Source organism: Pseudomonas sp. SDO524_S393 (assembly GCF_054071875.1).
Genome location: NZ_JBSVVZ010000022.1, coordinates 36,476 through 56,574, shown reverse-complemented (window position 1 = coordinate 56,574; position 20,099 = coordinate 36,476). Strand labels below are relative to the sequence as shown.

Sequence of the window (20,099 nt, the reverse complement as noted above, 5' to 3'; positions counted from 1 at the left end):
CGCCACATTCCTTCGAGGCTCACTTTATGGACACCCAGCGTCTTGCTCAGCTCAGCCAACGCATGTCGATGATCACGCTCCTGCTGATCGTCAGCATGTTGCTGCTTAACACTGTGGTGTGGGTATTCCCCATATTGAGTGACGGGCTGGGATTCGGCTTTGCGCTGAGCGACCGCCAGATTGTCGGGCGAGCGGCCAAGATCGAGCTGTTTCCGCTGTGGCAGATCGCCGGGTGCATTCTGTTGTCCAGCGTACCGCTGATGGCCCTGGTGTACGGTTTGAACCACCTGCGCAAGCTGTTCCAGAATTACGCGCGTGGCGAGTATTTCTCCAGCGCCGCGGCGCTGCATCTGGGCAAGGTCGGCAAAGCCGTGGCAATCTGGGTCTTGCTGGATTTTTTGTGTGAGCCATTGCTCAGCGTCTGGGTCACCATGCACGAGCCTGCCGGTCAGCGCATGATCACCCTGAGCATCACGGCGCCCAGCTTCGTGGCCTTGTTTCTGGCGGCGTGTATCGCGGTGATTGCGCGTATCCTGCGCCAGGCCAATGAAGTGGATTCCGAAAACCGCACCTTTGTTTGAGACCGATATGCCCATAGTGATTGAACTGGACGTCATGCTTGCCCGGCGCAAGGTCAAGTCCAAGGAACTGGCCGCCGCCATCGGGATTACCGAGCAGAACCTGTCACTGCTCAAACAAGGCAAGGTCAAGGGCATACGCCTGGGGACGCTGGACGCGATCTGCGCCTACTTGCAGTGCCAACCAGGAGACTTGCTCGTGCACATGCCTGAGCCCGAAACCGAAACCGAAACCGAAACCGAACGCTAACGGCCGATCAACGTTTCAAGAGGGACCTTCGATGCTGTTTTCCAATCTGCCCTACGCTGCACCGTTGTTGTCGCTGGCGCTGCTCTGGACCGTGGCGGTGGTGACCCCCGGCCCCAACTTTTTCAATACCGCGCAGTTGGCCGCCAGCTGTTCGCGCCGCCATGGCGTGGTGGCCTCGGCAGGCGTGGCCACCGGGACGATCATCTGGGGGCTGGCCGGAGGGCTGGGCATCAAGTCGCTGTTTACCGCCGCGCCGATGCTTTACCTGGCGTTCAAGGTCATCGGCGGCGGCTACCTGATTTACCTGGGCGTGAAACTGTTCAAGCGCTCGGCTCCGTCCATGGCGCAGAACCTGTTGCCGGACGAGCCGCAGCGTTCGTTGTTTGCCGCGTGGCGCCTGGGGTTGCTGGGCAATCTGTCCAACCCCAAGGCCGCGCTGTTCGTCGCCACCATTTTCGCGTCGACCATGCCGCCTTCGCCGTCACCGATGTTGTTGACCCTGGCGGTGATCACCATGGCCACCTTGTCGTTCAGCTGGTATTCCAGCGTGGCCCTGGTGTTTTCCAGCGAGCGCATGGCCAGCCTCTACAGCCGTTCGCGCAAATGGCTGGATCGCTTTGCCGGCACTTGCTACCTGCTGTTCGGCGCACATCTGGTGGCGAATCGCTGACGGCTCATGGTAAGAAGCCTTACTTTCAACAGTGAGGCCGGGTCATGAGCAAGGTGCGGGTAGGTATTATTTTTGGTGGCCGTTCGGCGGAGCACGAAGTGTCGCTGCAATCGGCGCGCAATATCGTCGATGCCCTTGACCGTACACGCTTCGAACCCGTGCTGATCGGTGTCGACAAGGCCGGCCACTGGCACCTCAACGACACCTCGAATTACCTGATCAACCAGGAAAACCCGGCGCTGATCGCCCTCAACCAGTCCAACCGTGAGCTGGCGGTGGTGCCGGGCAAGGCCAGCCGGCAAGTGGTGGAAACCGCCAGCAACGGCATGCTGGAACATATCGACGTGATCTTCCCGATTGTCCACGGCACCCTCGGCGAAGACGGCTGCCTGCAAGGCCTGCTGCGTATGGCCGACCTGCCATTTGTCGGTTCCGATGTGCTGGGTTCGGCGGTGTGCATGGACAAGGACATCAGCAAGCGCCTGCTGCGCGACGCCGGTATTGCCGTGACGCCGTTCATTACCCTGACCCGTGCCAACGCAGCGCGCACGTCTTTCGGGACGGCGCAGCGCACGCTCGGCCTGCCGATGTTCGTCAAACCTGCCAACCAGGGCTCCTCGGTGGGTGTGAGCAAAGTCGCCACCGAGACGGAGTACCATGCGGCGGTCGAGCTCGCCCTGGGGTTCGATGAAAAAGTGCTGGTGGAGTCCGCCGTGCAGGGCCGGGAAATCGAATGCGCCGTGTTGGGCAACGACGATCCCATCGCCAGTGGTTGTGGCGAGATCGTGGTGAGCAGCGGCTTCTACTCCTACGACAGTAAATACATCGACGCACAAGCCGCGCAGGTAGTGGTGCCGGCGGCGATCAGCGCCGAGGCCAGCGAACGCATTCGTCGCTTGGCCATCGATGCCTTCCAGGCGCTGGGTTGCGCCGGTCTGGCGCGGGTCGATGTGTTTCTCACCGAAGACGGTGAGGTGCTGGTGAATGAAATCAACTCACTGCCCGGCTTCACGCGTATCAGCATGTACCCCAAGTTGTGGCAGGCGACCGGCATGAGTTACAGCGAGCTGGTCAGTCGGCTGATCGACCTCGCGCTGGAGCGGCATGCACAGCGCAAGGGCTTGAAGATCAGCCGCTGAGCCGCGCGTCAGTCACCGTACGCTTCGCCCTCGCGCCGAGGGTCGGCACCGCCACTCAGCGTCACCTTGCCTTGGGCGTCGCGGCTGCGAACGATGGCCTGGATGCCGCTGGTCATGTCGATCTCGCTCAAGGCGTGGCCCTTGTCCTTGAGTGCCTGCTTCAGCGCGGGGCTGAACAGGCCGGCTTCCAGCTCGGTGGCACCATTGCGGCTGCCAAAGTTGGGCAGGCTGATGGCGGCCTGGGGGTCGAGTTTCCAGTCGAGCATCGCCACCAGTGACTTGCTCACGTACTCGATGATTTGCGAGCCGCCCGGCGATCCTACCGTGGCCAGCAGCTCGCCGCTCCGGCGGTCGAACACCAGCGTTGGTGCCATGGCCGAGCGCGGACGCTTGCCGGGTTGCACGCGGTTGGCCACGGGCTGGCCGTTCTCCTCGGGAATGAACGAGAAGTCGGTCATCTGGTTGTTCAGCAAGAAGCCCTGAACCATTACGTGGGAGCCGAAGGCGGCTTCTACGGTGGTGGTCATCGATACGGCGCCGCCCTGATCGTCCACCGCGACGACTTGCGAGGTCGAGATGCGCAGCGGCGAACGGTCCGGCGCATAGGCCACCCGTAGGCCCGCCGGCACGCCGGGTTTGGCCACGCCCATGCTGCGCTCACCAATCAAGGCGGCGCGACGAGCCAGATAGTCCGGCGCTACGAGGCCGGCAACCGGCACGGGCACGAAGTCCGCATCGGCCACATACAGCGCGCGATCGGCAAACGCCAGGCGGCCGGCTTCGGCCAACAGGTGCACGGCTTCGGGCGTCGGCTCAAGGCCCGCCGGCGAGGTACTTTTCAGCGGCGTCAGCGGCGCGATGGCCAGGCGCGGGTCGCGGTTTTCCAGCGCCTGCAACGTGCCCAGGATCTGCGCGATGGCAATCCCGCCCGACGACGGCGGCGGCATGCCACAGACCTTCCATTGCTTGTAGTCGGTGCACAGCGGTGTGCGCTCCTTGGCCGTGTAGTTCATCAGGTCCGCCGGCGACAAGCTGCCCGCATTGCGATGGCCCTGGACCTTGCGCGCGATCTCTTCGGCAATCGGCCCACGGTAGAGCGCGTCGGGCCCTTCCTGGGCGATACGTTTGAACACCGCGGCCAATGCCGGGTTCTTCAGCCGTGTGCCGGTGGCCTTGGGCGTACCGTCGGCATTCAGAAAGTACGCGGCCATCTCCGGTGATTGCGGGATAAACCGGTCGGCGGCGATCAAACTGTGCAAGCGCGGGGAAATCGCGAACCCCTGTTCGGCCAGGCGAATAGCCGGTTCGAACAGTTGGGCCCATTGCAGGTGTCCGGTTTTTTTGTGGGCCATTTGCAGCGCGCGCAACACGCCCGGTGTCGCCACCGAACGCCCGCCAATCTGCGCCTCGGAAAAGGCCATCGGCTTGCCGTTCGCTTTCAGGAATATTCCTTCGGTCGCCCCGGCTGGCGCGGTTTCGCGACCGTCATAGGCGTGCACCTGCTTTCCGTCCCAGAGCATGATAAAGGCGCCGCCGCCGATGCCCGATGACTGCGGCTCCACCAGCGTCAACACCGCCTGCATGGCGATGGCCGCATCGATTGCCGAGCCGCCCCTGCGCAACATTTCGCGACCGGCTTCGGCGGCCAACGGGTTGGCGGCCGCCGCCATATGGCGTTCGGCATGGCGGGTGGCAAGGTCCGTGCGATAGCCGGAACCCAGCTCCGGTGCCGGTGGTGGTTCGTTGACCGGGGTGTGGCAGGCCACCAGGCTGAGGGCGATGGCGAGTACCGACAGTTGACGGCGGGAAATCGAAAACACGCGCTGAACTCCGTTCATTGTGAGAATGATCTGTTGTCCTTGAGGTGCGGCTCTTACAGGTAAATCGTGCCTTGCAGGTACAGCACGGCCTTGCCGGAAATGATCACCCGGTCGCCCTTGAGTTCGCAGCGCAATTGACCGCGCCGCTTGCCGCCCTGTTCGGCGCTCAACTGTCGCTTGCCCAGGCGCTCGGCCCAGAACGGCGCGAGCGACGTGTGGGCGGAACCGGTGACCGGGTCCTCATTGACTCCCACATTCGGCCCGAACCAGCGGGAGATGAAGTCGAACCGCGTGCTCTTGGCCGTGACGGCGATCCCGCGTTTGGGCAGGCCTTTGAGGCGTGCGAAATCCGGTGTCAGGGCAGCGACCTGGGCTTCGTCGTCAAGCAACACGATGTAGTCGTCGGTGCTGAACACGTCGGCCTGTTCGACGCCCAGCGCACTGAGCATCCCGGCGGGCGCTTCGCAGGCCTGGGGGGCCTTGGCGGGGAAGTCCATCGCCAGTTCATCGCCCTGACGTGTCACGCGCAGCTCACCGCTACGGGTGGCAAAACGCAGTACTTCGGGCGCGTCCGGCAACTGGTGAATCAGCACCCAGGCGGCGGCCAATGTGGCATGGCCGCACAGGTCCACCTCGACTTCCGGGGTGAACCAGCGCAGTTCGTAAACGTCGCCACGGGGCACGAAATACGCGGTTTCGGAGAGGTTGTTTTCGGCGGCGATGGCCTGCAGTTGTTCGTCTGGCAGCCACTGTTCGAGCGGGCAGACCGCGGCGGGGTTGCCGCCGAAGGGTTGGGCGCTGAAAGCGTCGACTTGGTAAATGTCCAGTTTCACCGTGGGCACTCCGTGCGTGAGGGAGCCTGGACACTAACAGCGGGGCAGGGGAGGGTCAAAATACAGTTGGGGTGTTTTTCGCGGCGCAATTGCATGTCTACCGGATCTTGCCCTGCGAATCGATGAAGGCCGGCGCATCGCTTCATTGCCAGGGGTCAGCCCAGTCGCAGCACCATCGCGCCGGCGGCAATGATGCAGGCCGCAATGATTCGGGTGCGGGTCAGGTGCTCTTTGAGTACCAGCGCCGAAATCAGTACGCCAAACAGGATCGAGGTTTCCCGCAGGGCTGAAACCGTGGCAATCGGCGCAGCGGTCATGGCCCATAGCGCCAGGCCGTAGGAGGCAATCGTACCTAAACCACCCACGACGCCAAGGCGCCAGTGACGTGCCACGTACGCGGTGAACTGCGCGCGACGGGCAGCCAGTGCCCAGGCAGCCAGCGGAATGCCGGTCAGCAGAAATATCCACAGCGTGTAGGCGGCTGGTGCAGCGGATTTGCGCACCCCCACGCCATCGATCAAGGTGTAGCCCGCAATGACACCGGCATTGACCAACGCCAGGATCAGGCCTTTGCGCTGCCCGGCCGACGGTGCTGCTGCCATGCTCAGAATGCCGACGCAAATCACCGCAATCCCACACCAGGCGAACGCCGATAGCGGCTCCGACAGCAATGACACGCTCGCCGCCGCCACCAGCAGCGGCGCGGTGCCGCGCATGATCGGATACGTCTGGCTCATGTCGGCAATGCGGTAGGTCGCTGCCACCAGCACGAAATACACCACCTGAAACACCACCGACGCGCCGATGAACGGCCAGCTCTCGCGGGCCGGCACGTCGAGGAACGGAATGACGAGCAGCGCCATCAGCGAGGCAATGGCCGTGATCATGCACGTGGTCAGCAACTTGTCGCCCCCGCCTTTGACCACCGCGTTCCAGGTCGCGTGGAGCGCAGCACCCAGCATGATGATCGCGAACACGTCAAAGCTCATGAAGGGGTTCCTGTCGGGGGTAGGCGAACGGCAGCGAGTATGCCTGAGTGCTTTTCCCTAGGCATAAAAAAACGGCTTACCTTTCGGTAAGCCGTTTTTAGTACTTGGTGGCTACACAGGGACTTGAACCCCGGACCCCAGCATTATGAATGCTATGCTCTAACCAACTGAGCTATGTAGCCAAGTGGCGCGCATTATTCGCGCAGAACGCCGATGCGTCAAGCGTTTATTTTGAATTTTTACCTACGCTTTCAACCGTTTAACCGGAATCGTCGATTGCGGCGACGAGCGGCGGCTATTCGGCTGGCGGGTGATGTTCTTGCGGCACACTCGGCGGGCCTGATCGTGTTGGGCAGATATCCCTGCCGCCCAACGACGCCTCAAGGGCCGGGCTTAGGGGCGCAAGGAGGTGTGGGTGGCACGCTTGAGTTGTTCACGCGCGCGCGACAGGCGTGAGCGAACGGTGCCGATGGGAATGTCCAGCGCATCGGCGGTGTCCTGATAGCTGCCGTCGGTCTCCAGGGAGGCGTACAGCGTTTTGCGCATTTCCGCCGGCAGGTGGTCGATGGCGCTCAGGGTTTTCTCAAGCCGCCGGTTGATCTCGAATTCCCAATCCAGGTCCCGGTCGCTTTCTTCGAGGCCGTGCCACAGCGATTCGTCGAACTCGCAATGCATGGGCTTGGCGTACAGGCGGCGAAAGTGATTGCGGATCAGGTTCTGCGCAATGCCACACATCCAGGTGCTGAGCGTCGCGTTGCCGCAGAATCGCTCGCGGTTGCGCCAGGCCTCCAGATACGTCAACTGCAGGAGGTCGTCTGCGTCCTCCGGGTTGAGCACGCGCTTGTGAATGAAACGTCGAAGTTTTTTTTGCTGGTCATCCGTCAGGTGGAGCATGAATTGAGGCGAGCTGCCAACAAGGTGGGCTAAAGCTTCAATAGGGATATTCACGATGTATTCCTCTGGGTGAACGCTGACGAAATGGTTTCGTCAGGAACCCCTTTAGCACTGGCTGTGCCAAGCAGAATTCATAAATAAGCTATTGATTTATATAGGTATATATCTTGAATTGCCGTGCATTTGTGCAAGATTTTGCAAACGGTACGTACGGCTCGTGCAAGTTTTTTCAACGGTAGTGAGCCATCAAGTTTCGATGGAACCAGGTCACAGTGGCTTGCCACACAGGGACACACTCTTCCTGTTCGGGTCTGCCGATGAAAATCGAATCTTCCAGTGATGTGCAAACGATCCAGCGCCTGGATCAACCAAGTCTTCGAGATGCTTCTGCGACGTCGGCGCCCAAGGGGGCCGATGAGCTGGCTCCGTTCTTTGGCCAGGAAGTCATGGATACCGCGCGCGAGTTGAGCAAGCGATCGAGCGGGGTGCAGATCCCGCCTGTCCGGCACATTGCCCAGCTGTATGACCAGTTGGGTCATCCGGCCAAGGCGTCACTGGCCTCCGTTTCCCGGCGCATCTGGACGGAATTGCAGAAGCAGCAATTGAGTGTCGCCAAATTGATCACCCTCACCGATGGGGACCCGGCGCGTGCATTCGTGGTGCTCAAGCATGTGGTCGATCAGACGGATGCGCAGGTGCTGCCGGCCGAGGCCAAAATGGCGCGGACGACCCTTGCCGATCTGGAAAAAGGCTTCAAAGGCGAAATCCAGGCGGGCCTCAACATTGCTGTGGCGTTGCAGGCCGCCACCGATGACCCGAAGGAACGTCAGGCGATGCGCGAGCTGTATTACAACAGTGTGGTCAATCGCCAATCCTTGACCGTTATGTTGCATGCGCTGCTGGACGCCTATGGTGGCGAGCAATTCCTGAACGGCTTGAATGTGATGCGCGGAGCGTTGGCCGACGACATGGCCGCCCGCGCGTCGTCTATTTCCCCGGCGGCGCTGCGCTCGCTGTTGAAGGGGCTGGGCAGTTGCAGTCAATTGGGCGGCGTACTCTCCAGTTGCCAAGACTTGATCCAGCGTTTGAATGTCCAGTTTGACCCCGTCACTCTGCTCAAGCGCTTGTTGACCTGCACCAGCACCGGCCTTGGTGGAAACGAAATCCCGGACTTGCTCAACGACCTTCGAAGCGAGCAGCCCTCGCACAAACTGACGGCGCTCAACGGCCTTTACCCGGCTTTCCGACAGCTGCCACTGGCCGTGTGGCCAGATGAGGGCGTGCGTAAGGACAGCGTGAAACTCCTGCTGATGGTCATGGACCAACTGACCCAGAACGAGCGCTTGCAGAACCAGCGTTTCGGCATAGGGGCGCTGGCGTGACCGTGCTGTCGACCATCAATGCGGTGCTGCTCAAAGTGGCACAGCGCGCCGAAGTACTCGGCGCCGTGGTGGTCATGGCCATTGTTTTCATTTTTATCGTTCCGCTACCCACTTGGTTGGTGGATATCCTGATCGCGCTCAACATCTGCATTTCCTGTCTGTTGATCGTGCTGGCCCTGTACCTGCCGGGGCCCCTGGCGTTCTCGTCGTTTCCGTCGATTCTGTTGCTGACCACCATGTTTCGGCTGGCGCTGTCGATTGCAACCACGCGTCTGATCCTGCTGGAACAGGACGCCGGCGACATCGTCGAAGCGTTCGGCAACTTCGTGGTGGGTGGCAATCTGGCGGTGGGGCTGGTGATCTTCCTGATCCTGACCCTGGTCAACTTTCTGGTGATCACCAAAGGCTCGGAGCGGGTCGCGGAAGTGGCGGCACGCTTCAGTCTCGATGCGATGCCCGGCAAGCAAATGTCCATCGACAGCGACTTGCGCGCAGGTTTGATCGACGGCATCCAGGCACGGGACAAGCGCGAGCAGCTGTCCAGGGAAAGTCAGTTGTTCGGCGCCATGGACGGTGCCATGAAGTTCGTCAAGGGCGATGCCATCGCGGGTTTGATCATTGTCGTGGTCAACCTGCTGGGTGGCTTTTCCACCGGCATGTTCCAGCATGGTCTGAGCGCTGGCGAGTCAATGGCCCTGTACTCCGTGCTGACCATCGGCGACGGCTTGATCGCCCAGATTCCGGCGCTGCTGATTTCCCTGACGGCGGGCATGATCATCACCCGTGTGGCACCGGATGGGCGCAAGGGCATCAGCAACATGGGCGCTGAAATCGCCCGCCAAATGACCAGCGAGCCCAAGAGTTGGGTGATCGCCTCGGTGGGCATGCTCGCGTTTGCCGCCGTGCCGGGCATGCCGACCGGGGTGTTCATCCTGATTTCGCTGATTACCGGAACGCTGGGTTATTACCTGGTGCGCCAGCGTCAACGTCAGGAACGTCCGGCAAACGAAGCCACCGAAGCGGTTCGCCCGGAAGAAAACGGCGCCGAAGACCTGCGCGGGTTCGACCCGTCGCGGCCTTATCTGTTGCAGTTTTCGCCGGTGTTGCGCGGCACTCCTGAGGTGACCGACCTGATTCACGGCATTCGCCAGTCCCGCAATGCGCTGGTGGCCAACATCGGCCTGACGCTGCCCCCTTTCGAAGTGGAGCTCGATGCCACGCTGGCTGACGATGAAATGCGCTTTTGCGTTCACGAAGTGCCGATGGTGAAAGCCTCGGTCGTTTCACAGGTAGCCGTGGAGCGCAAGGCGTTCACCGTCGAGCCTGAACACGCTGTGCCAGGGCTCGCGGAGCGTGATGAGCAGGATTGGCTCTGGCTGGCACCGGATGATCCGTTGCTCGATGACCCGGCGTTGGAGCGCTTCAGTGCCACCCAGCTGATACTCGATCGCATGAAGCAGGCGATGATGCTCAGCGGGCCGCAGTTCCTGGGGATCCAGGAGAGCAAATCGATCCTCAGTTGGCTGGAGCACAACCAGCCTGAGCTGGTTCAGGAACTGCAACGCATCATGCCGCTCTCGCGGTTCTCCGCCGTGTTGCAGCGCCTGGCCGGCGAAGGGGTTCCGTTGCGTGCGGTGCGCCTGATCGTGGAGTCGTTGATCGAGTACGGCCAGCATGAACGCGAGCCGGATGCGCTGGCCGACTATGCACGTATCGCCCTCAAGTCGCAGATCTATCACCAGTACAGCGAAGCCGATGGCCTGCACGCCTGGTTGCTGTCGCCGCGCACCGAGAACATCCTGCGCGAGGCCTTGCGTCAGACCCAGACCGGCGTGTTCTTCGCCCTCGACGACGAGAACAGTGCAGCGCTCGTCAACCTGCTCAACCAGGCCTTTACCCTGCGTGCCAAGAGCAAAAGCGTGATGTTGGTGGCGCAAGACCTGCGCAGCCCGCTGCGTACCTTGCTGCTGGAAGAGTTCAACCATGTACCGGTGCTGTCCTTTGCCGAGTTGGGAAGTACATCGAAGGTGAAGGTGCTGGGGCGTTTCGACCTGGGCCAGGGCGAGCTGATGCGCGGGGCGGTGGCATGAGCGTTCGGTCCGGCTCCACGTTGCGGGAGGCTCGATGATGTTCGAATTGCGGGTGCTCGATGGTCGGCATCAGGGCGCGGCGCTGCCGTTGTTTGGCGAGCAGTGGAGCATTGGCGCGCATGCGGATGCCGACCTGGTGTTGAGCGACGCAGGCGTCGCCGAACACCATGCGCTGCTGTGCCTCAAGGATTCGAACTGGTCGGTGCAGGCCGAGGCCGGGCTGTTGCTCGATGCCAACGGGCAGATGCAGGCTCAGATCGCCAGCCTGGCCTTGAGCGCCACCTTTTCGGTGGGGGCCATTCGCTTGTGCGTGACCTTGACGGATCAGCCGTGGCCACAAGCGCCGGCGCCTGCACCCGCATTACCGGCTGCTGGGCCGCCGCGTGGGCTCACGTTGTCAGCCATTCCCCCGGCCCAGCAGAAGCGCTTGCTCAGCCTGGTACTGGTGGGCGCGGTCATCATCATGGTGGTGGGCATGGTTTCCATGGGCGACAAGGAAGCCCAGGCTTCCCTGATGCCGCCCGTGGTACCGAAACAGGAACTGGCGTCGCCATTCGAGGTGCGTCAGCAGCTGCTGAAAATGCTCAACGAACGCGAGCTGGGCGCGCGGGTCAGCCTGCAAGTGGTCAATGGCCAGATCACGCTGGGTGGTGATGTCTCGACCGACGACATGGAACTGGTCACGCGCATGCTCAACCGCTTTGGCGAACAGTATGACAGCGCCGTGCCGGTGATCAGCCGCGTGCGCGTACGTGACAACGCGCTGCCGTTCCGGATCACGCAGATTGTGGGCGGCCCCACGGGGCATGTCGTCCTGGACGGGGGCAACCGCTTGTTCGTCGGTGACGAAGTGGAAGGCTTGCGCCTGGTGCTGATCGACAACAGCAAAGTGGTTTTCGAAGGCGCGCAGCGCTATGAGGTGCGCTGGTGAGTGTGGATTTCGAGGCGCGCCTCGAGGCCTGGCAGCAGCGCCAGTCCCAGGCCCTGGTCAGCTTTGCACCGGTGACCATGCGCGGGCGTATCCAGCGCGTCAACGGCATGTTGTTGCAATGCCGGTTGCCCCAGGCGCGTATCGGCGACCTGTGCCAGGTGGAGAAACGGCCCGGCGACTGCATGCTTGCCGAGATCATCGGGTTCGATCAGCAGGACGCCGTACTCAGTGCGCTGGGCAACCTGGAAGGTATTCGGGTGGGCGCTGGCGTGGAGCGCCTGGGCGTGTCGCATCAGGTGCAGGTCAGTGATCAACTGCTGGGCCAGGTGCTGGACGGTTTCGGGCGCTCGATTACCGGTGAGGGGCCCAGTGCGTTTGTCGAGGCCGACATGCCGGATGCGAGCGCCGTGTTGTGTGAGGCGCCGCTGCCGACGGATCGCCCGAGGATTCATCGCGCGCTGGCGACCGGCGTGCGTTCCATTGATGGCCTGCTGACGTTGGGTGAAGGCCAGCGCGTGGGGCTGTTCGCGGGCGCTGGTTGCGGCAAGACCACCCTGCTGGCCGAGATCGCCCGTAACGTCGAGTGCGATGTGATTGTGTTCGGCCTGATCGGTGAACGGGGTCGTGAGCTGCGTGAGTTTCTTGACCACGAGTTGGATGAGCAACTGCGCGCGAAGGCGGTATTGGTCTGTGCTACGTCTGACCGTTCCAGCATGGAACGTGCCCGTGCGGCCTTCACGGCCACCGCGTTGGCCGAGGGCTTCCGTCGCAAGGGCAAACGGGTGCTGCTGCTGATCGACTCCCTGACGCGTTTTGCCAGGGCCCAGCGCGAGATCGGCCTGGCTGCCGGCGAACCGCTGGGGCGTGGCGGCCTGCCGCCGTCGGTATACAGCCTGCTGCCGCGTCTGGTGGAGCGTGCAGGGTTGACCCGCGAAGGGGTCATCACGGCGATCTACACCGTGCTGATCGAACAGGACTCCATGAGCGACCCGGTCGCCGACGAGGTGCGTTCGCTGCTCGACGGTCACATCGTGCTGTCTCGCAAACTGGCCGAGCGTGGGCACTATCCGGCCGTGGATGTGCTGGCCAGCCTGTCCCGGATCCTGAGCAATGTCGCCGAACCCGAAGACATCCGGGCCGGCACTGCATTGCGGCGATTGCTGTCGGCCTATCAACAGATCGAGCTGATGCTCAAGTTGGGGGAATACCAGCCCGGCAGCGATGCCCTGACGGACCTGGCGGTGGACAGCCGTCAGGCGGTCGATGGTTTCCTGCGTCAGGACCTGCGCGAGCCGACACCGATGACGGTGACCCTGGACCAACTCAAGGAGCTGACGACCCATGTCCCCTTCTGACCCAATGCTCCACGAGGTCGAGACCCTGCGGCGCCTGCGCAGGCATCGTGCGGACCGTGCCGAGCGCGCGTTGCATGAAGCCAGGCGAGCGCAGCAAACACTCCAGGCCAATATCCGCCAAGCCGAGGCAGCACTCGCACAGACTCGCGAAGAAGAGGCTCTCCAAAGCGCGCAGTTGCTGGGGCGGCATCAGGGCCAGGTGCTGGACCTCAAGGCGCTTAAGACCTGGGGCAGCGAGGAGCGCTCCCTGTCTGCCAACACCCAGCGCGAGGAAGGCCAGCTACAAGGGTTGCAGCGTCAGCGAGAGACAAAGGACATGCACGTGAACGCGGCCCAGAGAAAAGTCACCGAGTGTCTGCGTCAAGTTGAAAAGCTTCAGGAGTTATCCCTTTTGCTGGCTCAGGAGCCCGTATGACCCAGGTTTCAGGCAAGGCTACGGAATGTCCACGTGTGCGAGAACTGCGAGATGAGCGGGAACCGCGCAGCGGTGTGGCGCTCCTGGAACCCATGCGATTGTTTGCCCAGTTGTTCGCCCGCGACGATCATGCCGGCGGTTCTGCAGCCTCCTTGGCGAGCGCCAGGGTTGTGTCTGCTGTTTCCGGGGCCGAAGCCCTCACCGAACAGCTGGCCCCGCGCATCACGGCCTGTGCGCAGTGGCCGCTCCAGGTCGTGTTGCACTTGCCCCACCTGGGGCGAATCAATGCCAGTGTGCGCCGTGAACAAAGTGCCTGGAATATCGAGCTGGATGCTCAGGAAGAAGCGACCGCCCGTTGGCTCAGTGGCGTGCGGCAGCAATGCGAAGGCCGGTTGGCGAGGGTCTTGGATGCGCCGGTCAATCTGCTGCTGCCCAGCGCCGGTTCGGCATGATGCTGCCAACCGTGAGATTACCTTCAGTAAGCGGTGACACGGTTGCCGCGCGTCAGCGACTGGGACGCGGGTTGTGCCTGCCGTTCGAGGTGGCGGGACGGCGCGGTGACGTGTGGCTGGAGCCCGGGCGTGCGCCGGCAATGGCCAAAATACTGTGCTTCGAAACCGCTTGCGGAGTGCTGGCGTTGGCCGAGGCGGGTCCCTTGCTCAGCCTGCTGGGCGAATGCCCGGTGACATTGGCTGAGGTCGGCAACGATTCGGACTCCTGGGTCTGGAGCGTATTTCACCACTACCTGAGCCCCCAGGTACAGGCGTTGCTGGGCTCCGTCCGATTGCTGGAGGTCGCGTGCCCCGTGGGCTTTGACTGCCGGATCAGCGTCACCCTCGGTGCGTCCCGGGTGCTGGGGCATGTGTGGCTGACACCGCAGAGCTTTCTGAGGCTGTGCGATGCCGGCCCCTGGCGCGCCACCGTGGCGCCGATGCCGGCGCAATTTCCATTGAGTGTTGCGGTGCCCCTTGGCTGCGTACGGTTGCCGATTACACACGTGCAGGGCCTGCGACGTGGCGACGTGCTGATGCTTGAACAGGCATTTTTCAATGCACAGGGCACCGGCCATGTACAGGTCGGCAGGCGTCGTTTGCGCGGCTGCATCGACGATGAAACCGGGCGGTTGTGCCTGACCCTTATTGCGATCGAGGAGACCGCTGTGGACGAGGATTTTTCAATACCGGACTTCTCTGTGCACGAGGAGGAGGGGCCTGTTGCGGACGCTTTCAGCCAGGAGCCGTTCGATGAGTTGAGTATGGCGCTGACAGTCCGTTGCGGGGTGTTGAACCTGACCCTGGGCGAATTGCACAGCCTGGCCCCCGGTGCGGTGCTGGGTATCAGCGGTTACGCACCCGGCATGGCCGGCCTGTATTACGGCGAGCGCCTTGTGGGGCAGGGGCAGTTGGTCGAAGTCGACGGGCGCCTGGGGTTGCAGGTCTCCCGTGTGATGTTCGAGCGATGACGCTTCAGGGGGTTGATCCCCTGGTACTGGCGGTGTTCCTCGGCGCGCTGTCGCTGATGCCCATGCTGCTGGTGGTGTGCACCGCGTTTCTGAAGATCGTGATTGTGCTGATGATCACCCGCAACGCCATCGGCGTGCAGCAGGTGCCGCCGAGCATGGCCATCAACGGCATCGCCCTGGCTGCAACGCTGTTCATCATGGCGCCGGTGGGTTACGAGATCGCCGAGAGCGTGAAGGTGTCACCGCTGGACCTGAGTAACGTGCAAACGCTGCTGCACACCGGCAACGAGGCAATCAAACCGTTGCGCGCGTTCATGCTGCGCAATGTCGACCCGGATGTGCTCACGCACTTGCTGGAAAACACCGCGCGCCTGTGGCCTGCGCCGATGGCGCAGGAGGTGCAGCGTGAAGACCTGATCCTGCTGGTGCCGGCGTTCGTGCTGTCGCAATTGCAGGCAGGATTCGAGATCGGCTTTCTGATCTACATCCCCTTTATCGTGATCGACCTGATCGTGTCCAACCTGCTGCTGGCGCTGGGCATGCAGATGGTTTCGCCGATGACCATTTCGCTGCCGCTCAAACTGTTGTTGTTCGTGCTGGTTTCCGGGTGGTCGCGGTTGCTCGACAGCTTGTTCCTTTCCTATCTCTGAGTGGCCTATGGAACCGATCGTGCTGTTCAAGCAGGGCATGTTGCTGGTGGTGGTACTGTCGGCGCCGCCGCTGATCGTGGCCGTGGTCGTGGGGGTGCTGACGTCCCTGGTGCAGGCGCTGATGCAGGTGCAGGACCAGACCCTGCCATTTGGCATCAAGCTGGTGGCGGTGGGCGTCACGCTGATTCTGACGGGACGCTGGATCGGCGTGGAATTGATCCAGTTGATCAACCTGACGTTCGAGATGATCGGCCGCTCAGGGCTGAACTGAGACCCTGACCATGCTGCCTTACCTGGATTATCTGCCCAGCCTGCTGATTGCCATGGCCCGCATCTACCCCTGTGCGTTCCTGGTGGCGGCATTCTGTTTTCAACATATCCGTGGCTTGCTGCGGCACACCATCGTGATGGTCATGGCGCTGATCCCCGCGCCGGGGATTCACGCGTTGTTGGCCGGTCACGATTACTCCGCGCTCCTGTTGGCGGCGTTGCTGCTCAAGGAGTTGGCACTGGGCTTTTTGCTGGGCGTGTTGTTGTCGATGCCGTTCTGGATGTTCGAGGCGGTGGGCGCGTTGCTGGATAACCAGCGCGGTGCGTTGGCGGGCGGGCAGCTCAACCCTTCGCTGGGGCCGGATGCAACGCCCATCGGGCACTTGTTCAAGCAACTGGCGATTTTTCTGTTGATGGTCAGCCTGGGGTTGGGCGCACTCACCCAGGTGATCTGGGACAGTTACCTGGTCTGGCCGCCCACGGTGTGGTTTCCCTTGCCGGCAGCCAATGGATTCAGCGTATTCATCGGCCTGCTCGGTGACACCTTCACCCACATGATGCTCTATGCCGCGCCCTTTATTGCGGTGCTGTTGTTGCTGGAGTTCGGCATTGCCCTGTTGAGCGTTTACAGCCAGCAATTGCAGGTCAGCACACTGGCGCCGCCGGTCAAGTGCCTGGCCGGGATCGGGATTCTACTGCTGTATTTCGCGCTGCTGCAGGACCTGATCGTCGGGCGCATGAGTGGCTTGGGCGACCTCAGGCATTCGCTTGGGGAACTGGTGAGGGCACCGTTCTCATGAGTGATTCAGGCGAGAAAAAACACCCGGCGTCTGCCAAGAAACTGCGCGACCAGCGCAAGAAAGGCCAGGTGGCCCAGAGCCAGGACATCGCCAAGTTGCTGGTGTTGACGGCCATTAGCGAGATCGCTTTGTTCACCGCCGAAACCAGTTTGCTGCGCTTCCAGCAACTGATGCTGTTACCGATTTCACGCTTGGGCCAACCGTTTGGGCGAGCATTGGAGGAGGTGTTGTTTGATGGGCTGTTAGTGTTTTTTTCATTCGCGCTGTTGATGGCGGGCGTGGCGATTCTCACCAAGTTGATCAGTAGCTGGATGCAGTTCGGGCTGCTGTTCGCGCCGGACGCGTTGAAGCTGGATTTCAACCGTATCAACCCGATCAGCCAGCTCAAGCAGTTTTTTTCTGCCCAGCAGTTGATGAACCTGCTGATGAGTGTGGCCAAAGCCTGTTTTATCGGAATGATCCTGTATGCGGTGATCTGGCCGTCTGTGGGCACCTTGATCAATCTGGCCAACAGCGATCTGCAAAGTTACCTGCTGGCGCTGATCGCCCTGTTCCGTTACTTGCTGCATGTGTGTCTCGGCATGCTGCTGGTGCTGGCGTTGATCGATCTGGCACTGGCCAAGCATTTCTTTGCCAAGCGCATGCGCATGACTCAGGTCGAGGTGGTCAAGGAGTACAAGGACATGGAAGGCGACCCCCATGTGAAGGGGCAGCGACGCGCGTTGGCGCAGCAACTGGCCCAGGAAGAACCCAGGGTCAAGTTGCCCAAGCTGGAAGAGTCCGACATGCTGGTGGTCAACCCGACCCACTTTGCGGTCGCCTTGTATTATCGCCCGGGCAAAACGCCGTTGCCGTTGTTGGTGAGCAAGGGCACGGACGCCGATGCGCGCCAGTTGATCGATCGGGCGAAGGCCGCCAATGTGCCGGTGATCCAGTGTGTGTGGCTGGCTCGCACGATCCATACACAAAAGCTGGGGGCCAGTATCCCGCGAGAAACCCTGCAGGCTGTGGCGCTGATTTACCGCACCCTGCGCGAACTCGATGACGAGGCCAAGCGCGAAACCCTGGAGCTGCCGGAGCTCGAGCGGCGCTGACTGACGGGCTGGCGACGGGCTCCATGCTCGGCCAGCCCGAGGGAATTTATCGCTCCAGCGATACCGTTTGATAATCCGCGCGTTCGCCAGCCGGCCCGGGCTCCACACGCATCTGCGTCGGCCACCAGATCACCATCGCATCGGGACTCGATTGTGGGCGTGAGCAGGAATCGCCCTTGCAGGTGGGGGTGCAGCCGCCAACGAGCAGCGCTGCGCTGATCAGAGTCGTATACAACAATGCTTGCTTCATGGCTGGGCCCTCCGGGCAGGTGCGATCAGCGAAGGCCGGGACACACCGATGTGCTCGTCCTTCACCACCGGGCGCATGGCGATGAACACCTCGGCTTCTTCACCCGGCTTGAGCCAGGCGCGGGGCCAGACGGTGACCGCCAGGGTCTGGGAGCTGCTGCATTCCTTTTCGTCGACGCGCACATTGCGGTTGAACTGATTGCGCAGCACCACCACCGCCACGTTGTACTCGGGGCCGGCATACCACTGGCTGCGGCCGGTGTTCAGTGCCAGCAGATCGCGGGTGTTGCACAGGGTTTTCAGGGCCACGGGCATCGGTGCCGCCTTGAACGCCGCAGGCACTTCGCCGCTGACCAGGAGCGCCAGGGTGCGGGTGATGTCATTGCGATTGATCACCGGTTGGTGGGCAGCCGTACGCCTGGCCAATGGGGTGAGGGCGGCTTGCAGTTCAGCCTGGTCAGCCTGCGGCAGATAGCGGGACGGGTCGGACTGGTCGCCAATTACGCGCGGCGTGAGGATGAACAAACGCTCGCGACGATTGTTCTGCCGTTCGGTCGACGAAAACAGCGCCTTGCCCAGCAGCGGGATGTCCCCCAGCAACGGCACTTTGTTTTGTTTGTCGGTGCTTTCGGTGACATGGAAACCACCGACCACCAGCGAGCGTTTCTCCGCCATCACCGCCTGGGTACTGACCTTGCCACGACGCACATCGAGGTTGCCCGGGGTTGGGTTGCTCTCGTCGAAGTTGCCGTCCTCGATGTCCACCGCCAGGTGGATCTGATGGCTGCCGCCGCTGGTAATGACCCGGGGCATGACCTGGAAGCTGGTGCCCACGGTGACCGGCAGGATCGTTGCGTTTTCTCGGCCCGGGGTCAGGAATTGGGTGCGGTTGAAGTCGATCACCGCCGGCTGGTTTTCCAGGGTCAGCACCGAGGGATTGGACACCATGGTCGCCAGCCCTTTGGCCTCGAGTGCACGGATGTCCGCATAGAAACGCTCACGGTTACCGATCGACAATTGTGACGAGGTGCCCGGCGCCAGATTGGCGTTGCCCTGGAAGCGGCTGTTCTGGAAGCCCCAGTTCACGCCGAATTCGCGCAGTTGGGTACGCTCGATGTCGAGGATGATCGCATCGATCTCCACGAGCTTGCGTGCGACGTCGAGTTGGGTGATCAGCTCACGGTACATGGCGTGACGCTCGGGCAGGTCATAGATCAGCACAGCGTTGTTGCGTGCGTCGGCCTCGACGCGAATTCGACCGGTGCCGGCAGGTATCCGTGGCGACGGCAACGTACCGGTATTCAATGGGCCGATATTGCCATTCGCACCGAGCATCTGGCCCAGTAGCGGGTTGTTCAACCGGGGCGCGTTCGAGGTGAGAGGCACGGGTTGTGTCGACGTCGACGGTTGGCTGAGCCCCGAGAACGAAGACGAGGTGCGCGGTTCCAGCAAGCCTCGCAGAATACCGGCCACACCGGGAATGGTGAGTTTTTCACCGCGATAATCCACCTGACGGTCCATGGCGTCGGCGAACTTCAGCGGGTAGCTCAGCACGCTTTGCTTTTCGTCCGGCGAGCGGCGCTGGCTGCTGAATTGCTTGATCTGTTCGATATAGCGCCGAGGGCCGGAGACCAGCACTACACCATCTTCGGGCAACTCGCCCCAGCCGAACCGGCTGTCCAGCAGGCCGATGTCGGTGAGGGCCTGTTTGAGGTCGGCAATGGTCTCGGAAGACACTTCCAGGCGCGCCGATTCCTGCTGATCAAGGGTGCTGATGTAGAGCGTGTTGTTGTAGAGGTACCACTGGAAGCGGTGCTCGACACCGAGGCGGTCAAGCATCGACTGCGGGGTGTTAGCACGTATCTTGCCATTGACGTTGCCCGCCAGCAGGCCCTCGACCTGCAACTGTGTGCCGAAGGTCTGGGCAAAGTCTTCGAGCACTTCGCGCAGGGGTTTGTGTTCGGCCTCATAGGCATAGGCGGTGTTTTTCCATTCGGAGGGAACGGCGGCCAAGGCGGTATGTGCCGGCACTAACAGGCAGGACAGCAGGAGCGTATTGCGCCAATGGTTTTTTGGGGGCGAAGCAAGACGCAAGCGGTTGTGCTTGTGGTGGTTGTCAGGCATGGGCGGTTCTCTGGTTAGTACAACAGTGAACGTGGTGAGGTGGGGGCGAGGCTCTGGGTGGGGCGGATAAGGCCGGACAATGTGACCGTATCGAGGTCAATCAA

The 20,099-nt window shown here is 62.0% G+C and carries 21 protein-coding genes and 1 tRNA gene; 15 read left to right on the top strand and 7 right to left on the bottom strand.

What is annotated here, in order from left to right; translation table 11 throughout:
• The first annotated feature begins 26 nt into the window (after nt 1–26).
• Genes ACW9IB_RS12315 through ddlA form a run of 4 tightly spaced genes read left to right on the top strand, consistent with a single transcriptional unit; the run spans nt 27 to nt 2,637 of the window.
• Nucleotides 27–581 carry a DUF2975 domain-containing protein gene (locus tag ACW9IB_RS12315; RefSeq protein WP_457413846.1) on the top strand — a complete coding sequence of 185 codons (555 nt, stop codon included), beginning with the start codon at nt 27–29 and terminating at the stop codon, nt 579–581.
• A 7-nt stretch (nt 582–588) separates the two neighbouring features.
• Nucleotides 589–828 (top strand): helix-turn-helix domain-containing protein, encoded by a 240-nt coding sequence (locus ACW9IB_RS12310; protein WP_457413844.1) that lies wholly within the window; start codon nt 589–591, stop codon nt 826–828.
• Between the two features lie 31 nt (nt 829–859).
• Nucleotides 860–1,498, top strand: a complete 639-nt coding sequence (locus tag ACW9IB_RS12305) for a LysE family transporter (RefSeq protein ID WP_457366623.1) — start codon at nt 860–862, stop codon at nt 1,496–1,498.
• 44 nt (nt 1,499–1,542) lie between these two features.
• A complete protein-coding gene (gene ddlA / locus ACW9IB_RS12300) occupies nt 1,543–2,637 on the top strand; it encodes a D-alanine--D-alanine ligase (RefSeq protein ID WP_457413842.1) in 1,095 nt (364 codons plus the stop codon).
• Between the two features lie 8 nt (nt 2,638–2,645).
• Here the strand turns inward: ddlA and ggt are convergent, their stop codons facing one another.
• The 5 genes from ggt to ACW9IB_RS12275 all read right to left on the bottom strand — a co-directional run bounded on the left by ggt (nt 2,646) and on the right by ACW9IB_RS12275 (nt 7,227).
• Complete coding sequence (gene ggt, locus ACW9IB_RS12295) at nt 2,646–4,475, bottom strand: gamma-glutamyltransferase (RefSeq protein ID WP_457413841.1); 1,830 nt, start codon at nt 4,473–4,475, stop codon at nt 2,646–2,648.
• A 35-nt stretch (nt 4,476–4,510) separates the two neighbouring features.
• The gene (locus ACW9IB_RS12290; protein ID WP_457366626.1) at nt 4,511–5,290 is read right to left on the bottom strand and encodes a PhzF family phenazine biosynthesis protein; all 780 of its coding nucleotides are present in this window, start codon (nt 5,288–5,290) and stop codon (nt 4,511–4,513) included.
• 155 nt (nt 5,291–5,445) lie between these two features.
• Entirely contained in the window at nt 5,446–6,279 is an 834-nt protein-coding gene (locus ACW9IB_RS12285) for an EamA family transporter (RefSeq protein ID WP_457413840.1), read from the bottom strand.
• Nucleotides 6,280–6,384: 105 nt separating this feature from the next.
• Nucleotides 6,385–6,461 (bottom strand) — tRNA-Met (locus ACW9IB_RS12280).
• Nucleotides 6,462–6,672: 211 nt separating this feature from the next.
• Entirely contained in the window at nt 6,673–7,227 is a 555-nt protein-coding gene (locus ACW9IB_RS12275; RefSeq protein WP_457413838.1) for an RNA polymerase sigma factor, read from the bottom strand.
• A 263-nt stretch (nt 7,228–7,490) separates the two neighbouring features.
• Between ACW9IB_RS12275 and sctW the strand changes: the two genes are divergently transcribed.
• Genes sctW through sctU form a run of 11 tightly spaced genes read left to right on the top strand, consistent with a single transcriptional unit; the run spans nt 7,491 to nt 17,622 of the window.
• Entirely contained in the window at nt 7,491–8,555 is a 1,065-nt protein-coding gene (sctW, locus tag ACW9IB_RS12270; protein WP_457413836.1) for a type III secretion system gatekeeper subunit SctW, read from the top strand.
• Nucleotides 8,552–10,645 (top strand): type III secretion system export apparatus subunit SctV, encoded by a 2,094-nt coding sequence (gene sctV, locus ACW9IB_RS12265; RefSeq protein WP_457413835.1) that lies wholly within the window; start codon nt 8,552–8,554, stop codon nt 10,643–10,645. The genes sctW and sctV overlap by 4 nt, the downstream gene beginning before the upstream one ends.
• Before the next feature lie 37 nt (nt 10,646–10,682).
• The gene (locus tag ACW9IB_RS12260) at nt 10,683–11,576 is read left to right on the top strand and encodes an FHA domain-containing protein (RefSeq protein WP_457413867.1); all 894 of its coding nucleotides are present in this window, start codon (nt 10,683–10,685) and stop codon (nt 11,574–11,576) included.
• Entirely contained in the window at nt 11,573–12,931 is a 1,359-nt protein-coding gene (locus tag ACW9IB_RS12255) for a FliI/YscN family ATPase (protein WP_457413834.1), read from the top strand. The genes ACW9IB_RS12260 and ACW9IB_RS12255 overlap by 4 nt, the downstream gene beginning before the upstream one ends.
• Nucleotides 12,918–13,346, top strand: coding sequence for a type III secretion system stalk subunit SctO (gene sctO / locus ACW9IB_RS12250; protein ID WP_457413833.1), 429 nt, complete (start codon nt 12,918–12,920; stop codon nt 13,344–13,346). The genes ACW9IB_RS12255 and sctO overlap by 14 nt, the downstream gene beginning before the upstream one ends.
• The gene (locus ACW9IB_RS12245) at nt 13,343–13,798 is read left to right on the top strand and encodes a type III secretion system HrpP C-terminal domain-containing protein (protein ID WP_457413832.1); all 456 of its coding nucleotides are present in this window, start codon (nt 13,343–13,345) and stop codon (nt 13,796–13,798) included. Before sctO ends, ACW9IB_RS12245 begins: the two co-directional genes overlap by 4 nt.
• Nucleotides 13,795–14,808, top strand: a complete 1,014-nt coding sequence (locus ACW9IB_RS12240) for a FliM/FliN family flagellar motor switch protein (protein ID WP_457413830.1) — start codon at nt 13,795–13,797, stop codon at nt 14,806–14,808. Before ACW9IB_RS12245 ends, ACW9IB_RS12240 begins: the two co-directional genes overlap by 4 nt.
• Nucleotides 14,805–15,458 carry a type III secretion system export apparatus subunit SctR gene (gene sctR, locus ACW9IB_RS12235; RefSeq protein WP_457413828.1) on the top strand — a complete coding sequence of 218 codons (654 nt, stop codon included), beginning with the start codon at nt 14,805–14,807 and terminating at the stop codon, nt 15,456–15,458. The genes ACW9IB_RS12240 and sctR overlap by 4 nt, the downstream gene beginning before the upstream one ends.
• 7 nt (nt 15,459–15,465) lie before the next feature.
• Nucleotides 15,466–15,729 carry a type III secretion system export apparatus subunit SctS gene (gene sctS / locus ACW9IB_RS12230; RefSeq protein WP_457366642.1) on the top strand — a complete coding sequence of 88 codons (264 nt, stop codon included), beginning with the start codon at nt 15,466–15,468 and terminating at the stop codon, nt 15,727–15,729.
• Between the two features lie 10 nt (nt 15,730–15,739).
• Nucleotides 15,740–16,528 (top strand): type III secretion system export apparatus subunit SctT, encoded by a 789-nt coding sequence (gene sctT / locus ACW9IB_RS12225; protein WP_457413826.1) that lies wholly within the window; start codon nt 15,740–15,742, stop codon nt 16,526–16,528.
• Nucleotides 16,525–17,622, top strand: a complete 1,098-nt coding sequence (gene sctU / locus ACW9IB_RS12220; protein WP_457413824.1) for a type III secretion system export apparatus subunit SctU — start codon at nt 16,525–16,527, stop codon at nt 17,620–17,622. The genes sctT and sctU overlap by 4 nt, the downstream gene beginning before the upstream one ends.
• A gap of 46 nt (nt 17,623–17,668) precedes the next feature.
• On the opposite strand, the gene hrpT is transcribed toward sctU, so the two are convergent.
• Both hrpT and sctC read right to left on the bottom strand, forming a co-directional pair.
• Complete coding sequence (hrpT, locus tag ACW9IB_RS12215; protein WP_457413822.1) at nt 17,669–17,872, bottom strand: HrpT family type III secretion system protein; 204 nt, start codon at nt 17,870–17,872, stop codon at nt 17,669–17,671.
• Entirely contained in the window at nt 17,869–19,995 is a 2,127-nt protein-coding gene (sctC, locus tag ACW9IB_RS12210; RefSeq protein ID WP_457413820.1) for a type III secretion system outer membrane ring subunit SctC, read from the bottom strand. Before sctC ends, hrpT begins: the two co-directional genes overlap by 4 nt.
• Nucleotides 19,996–20,099: the final 104 nt, after the last annotated feature.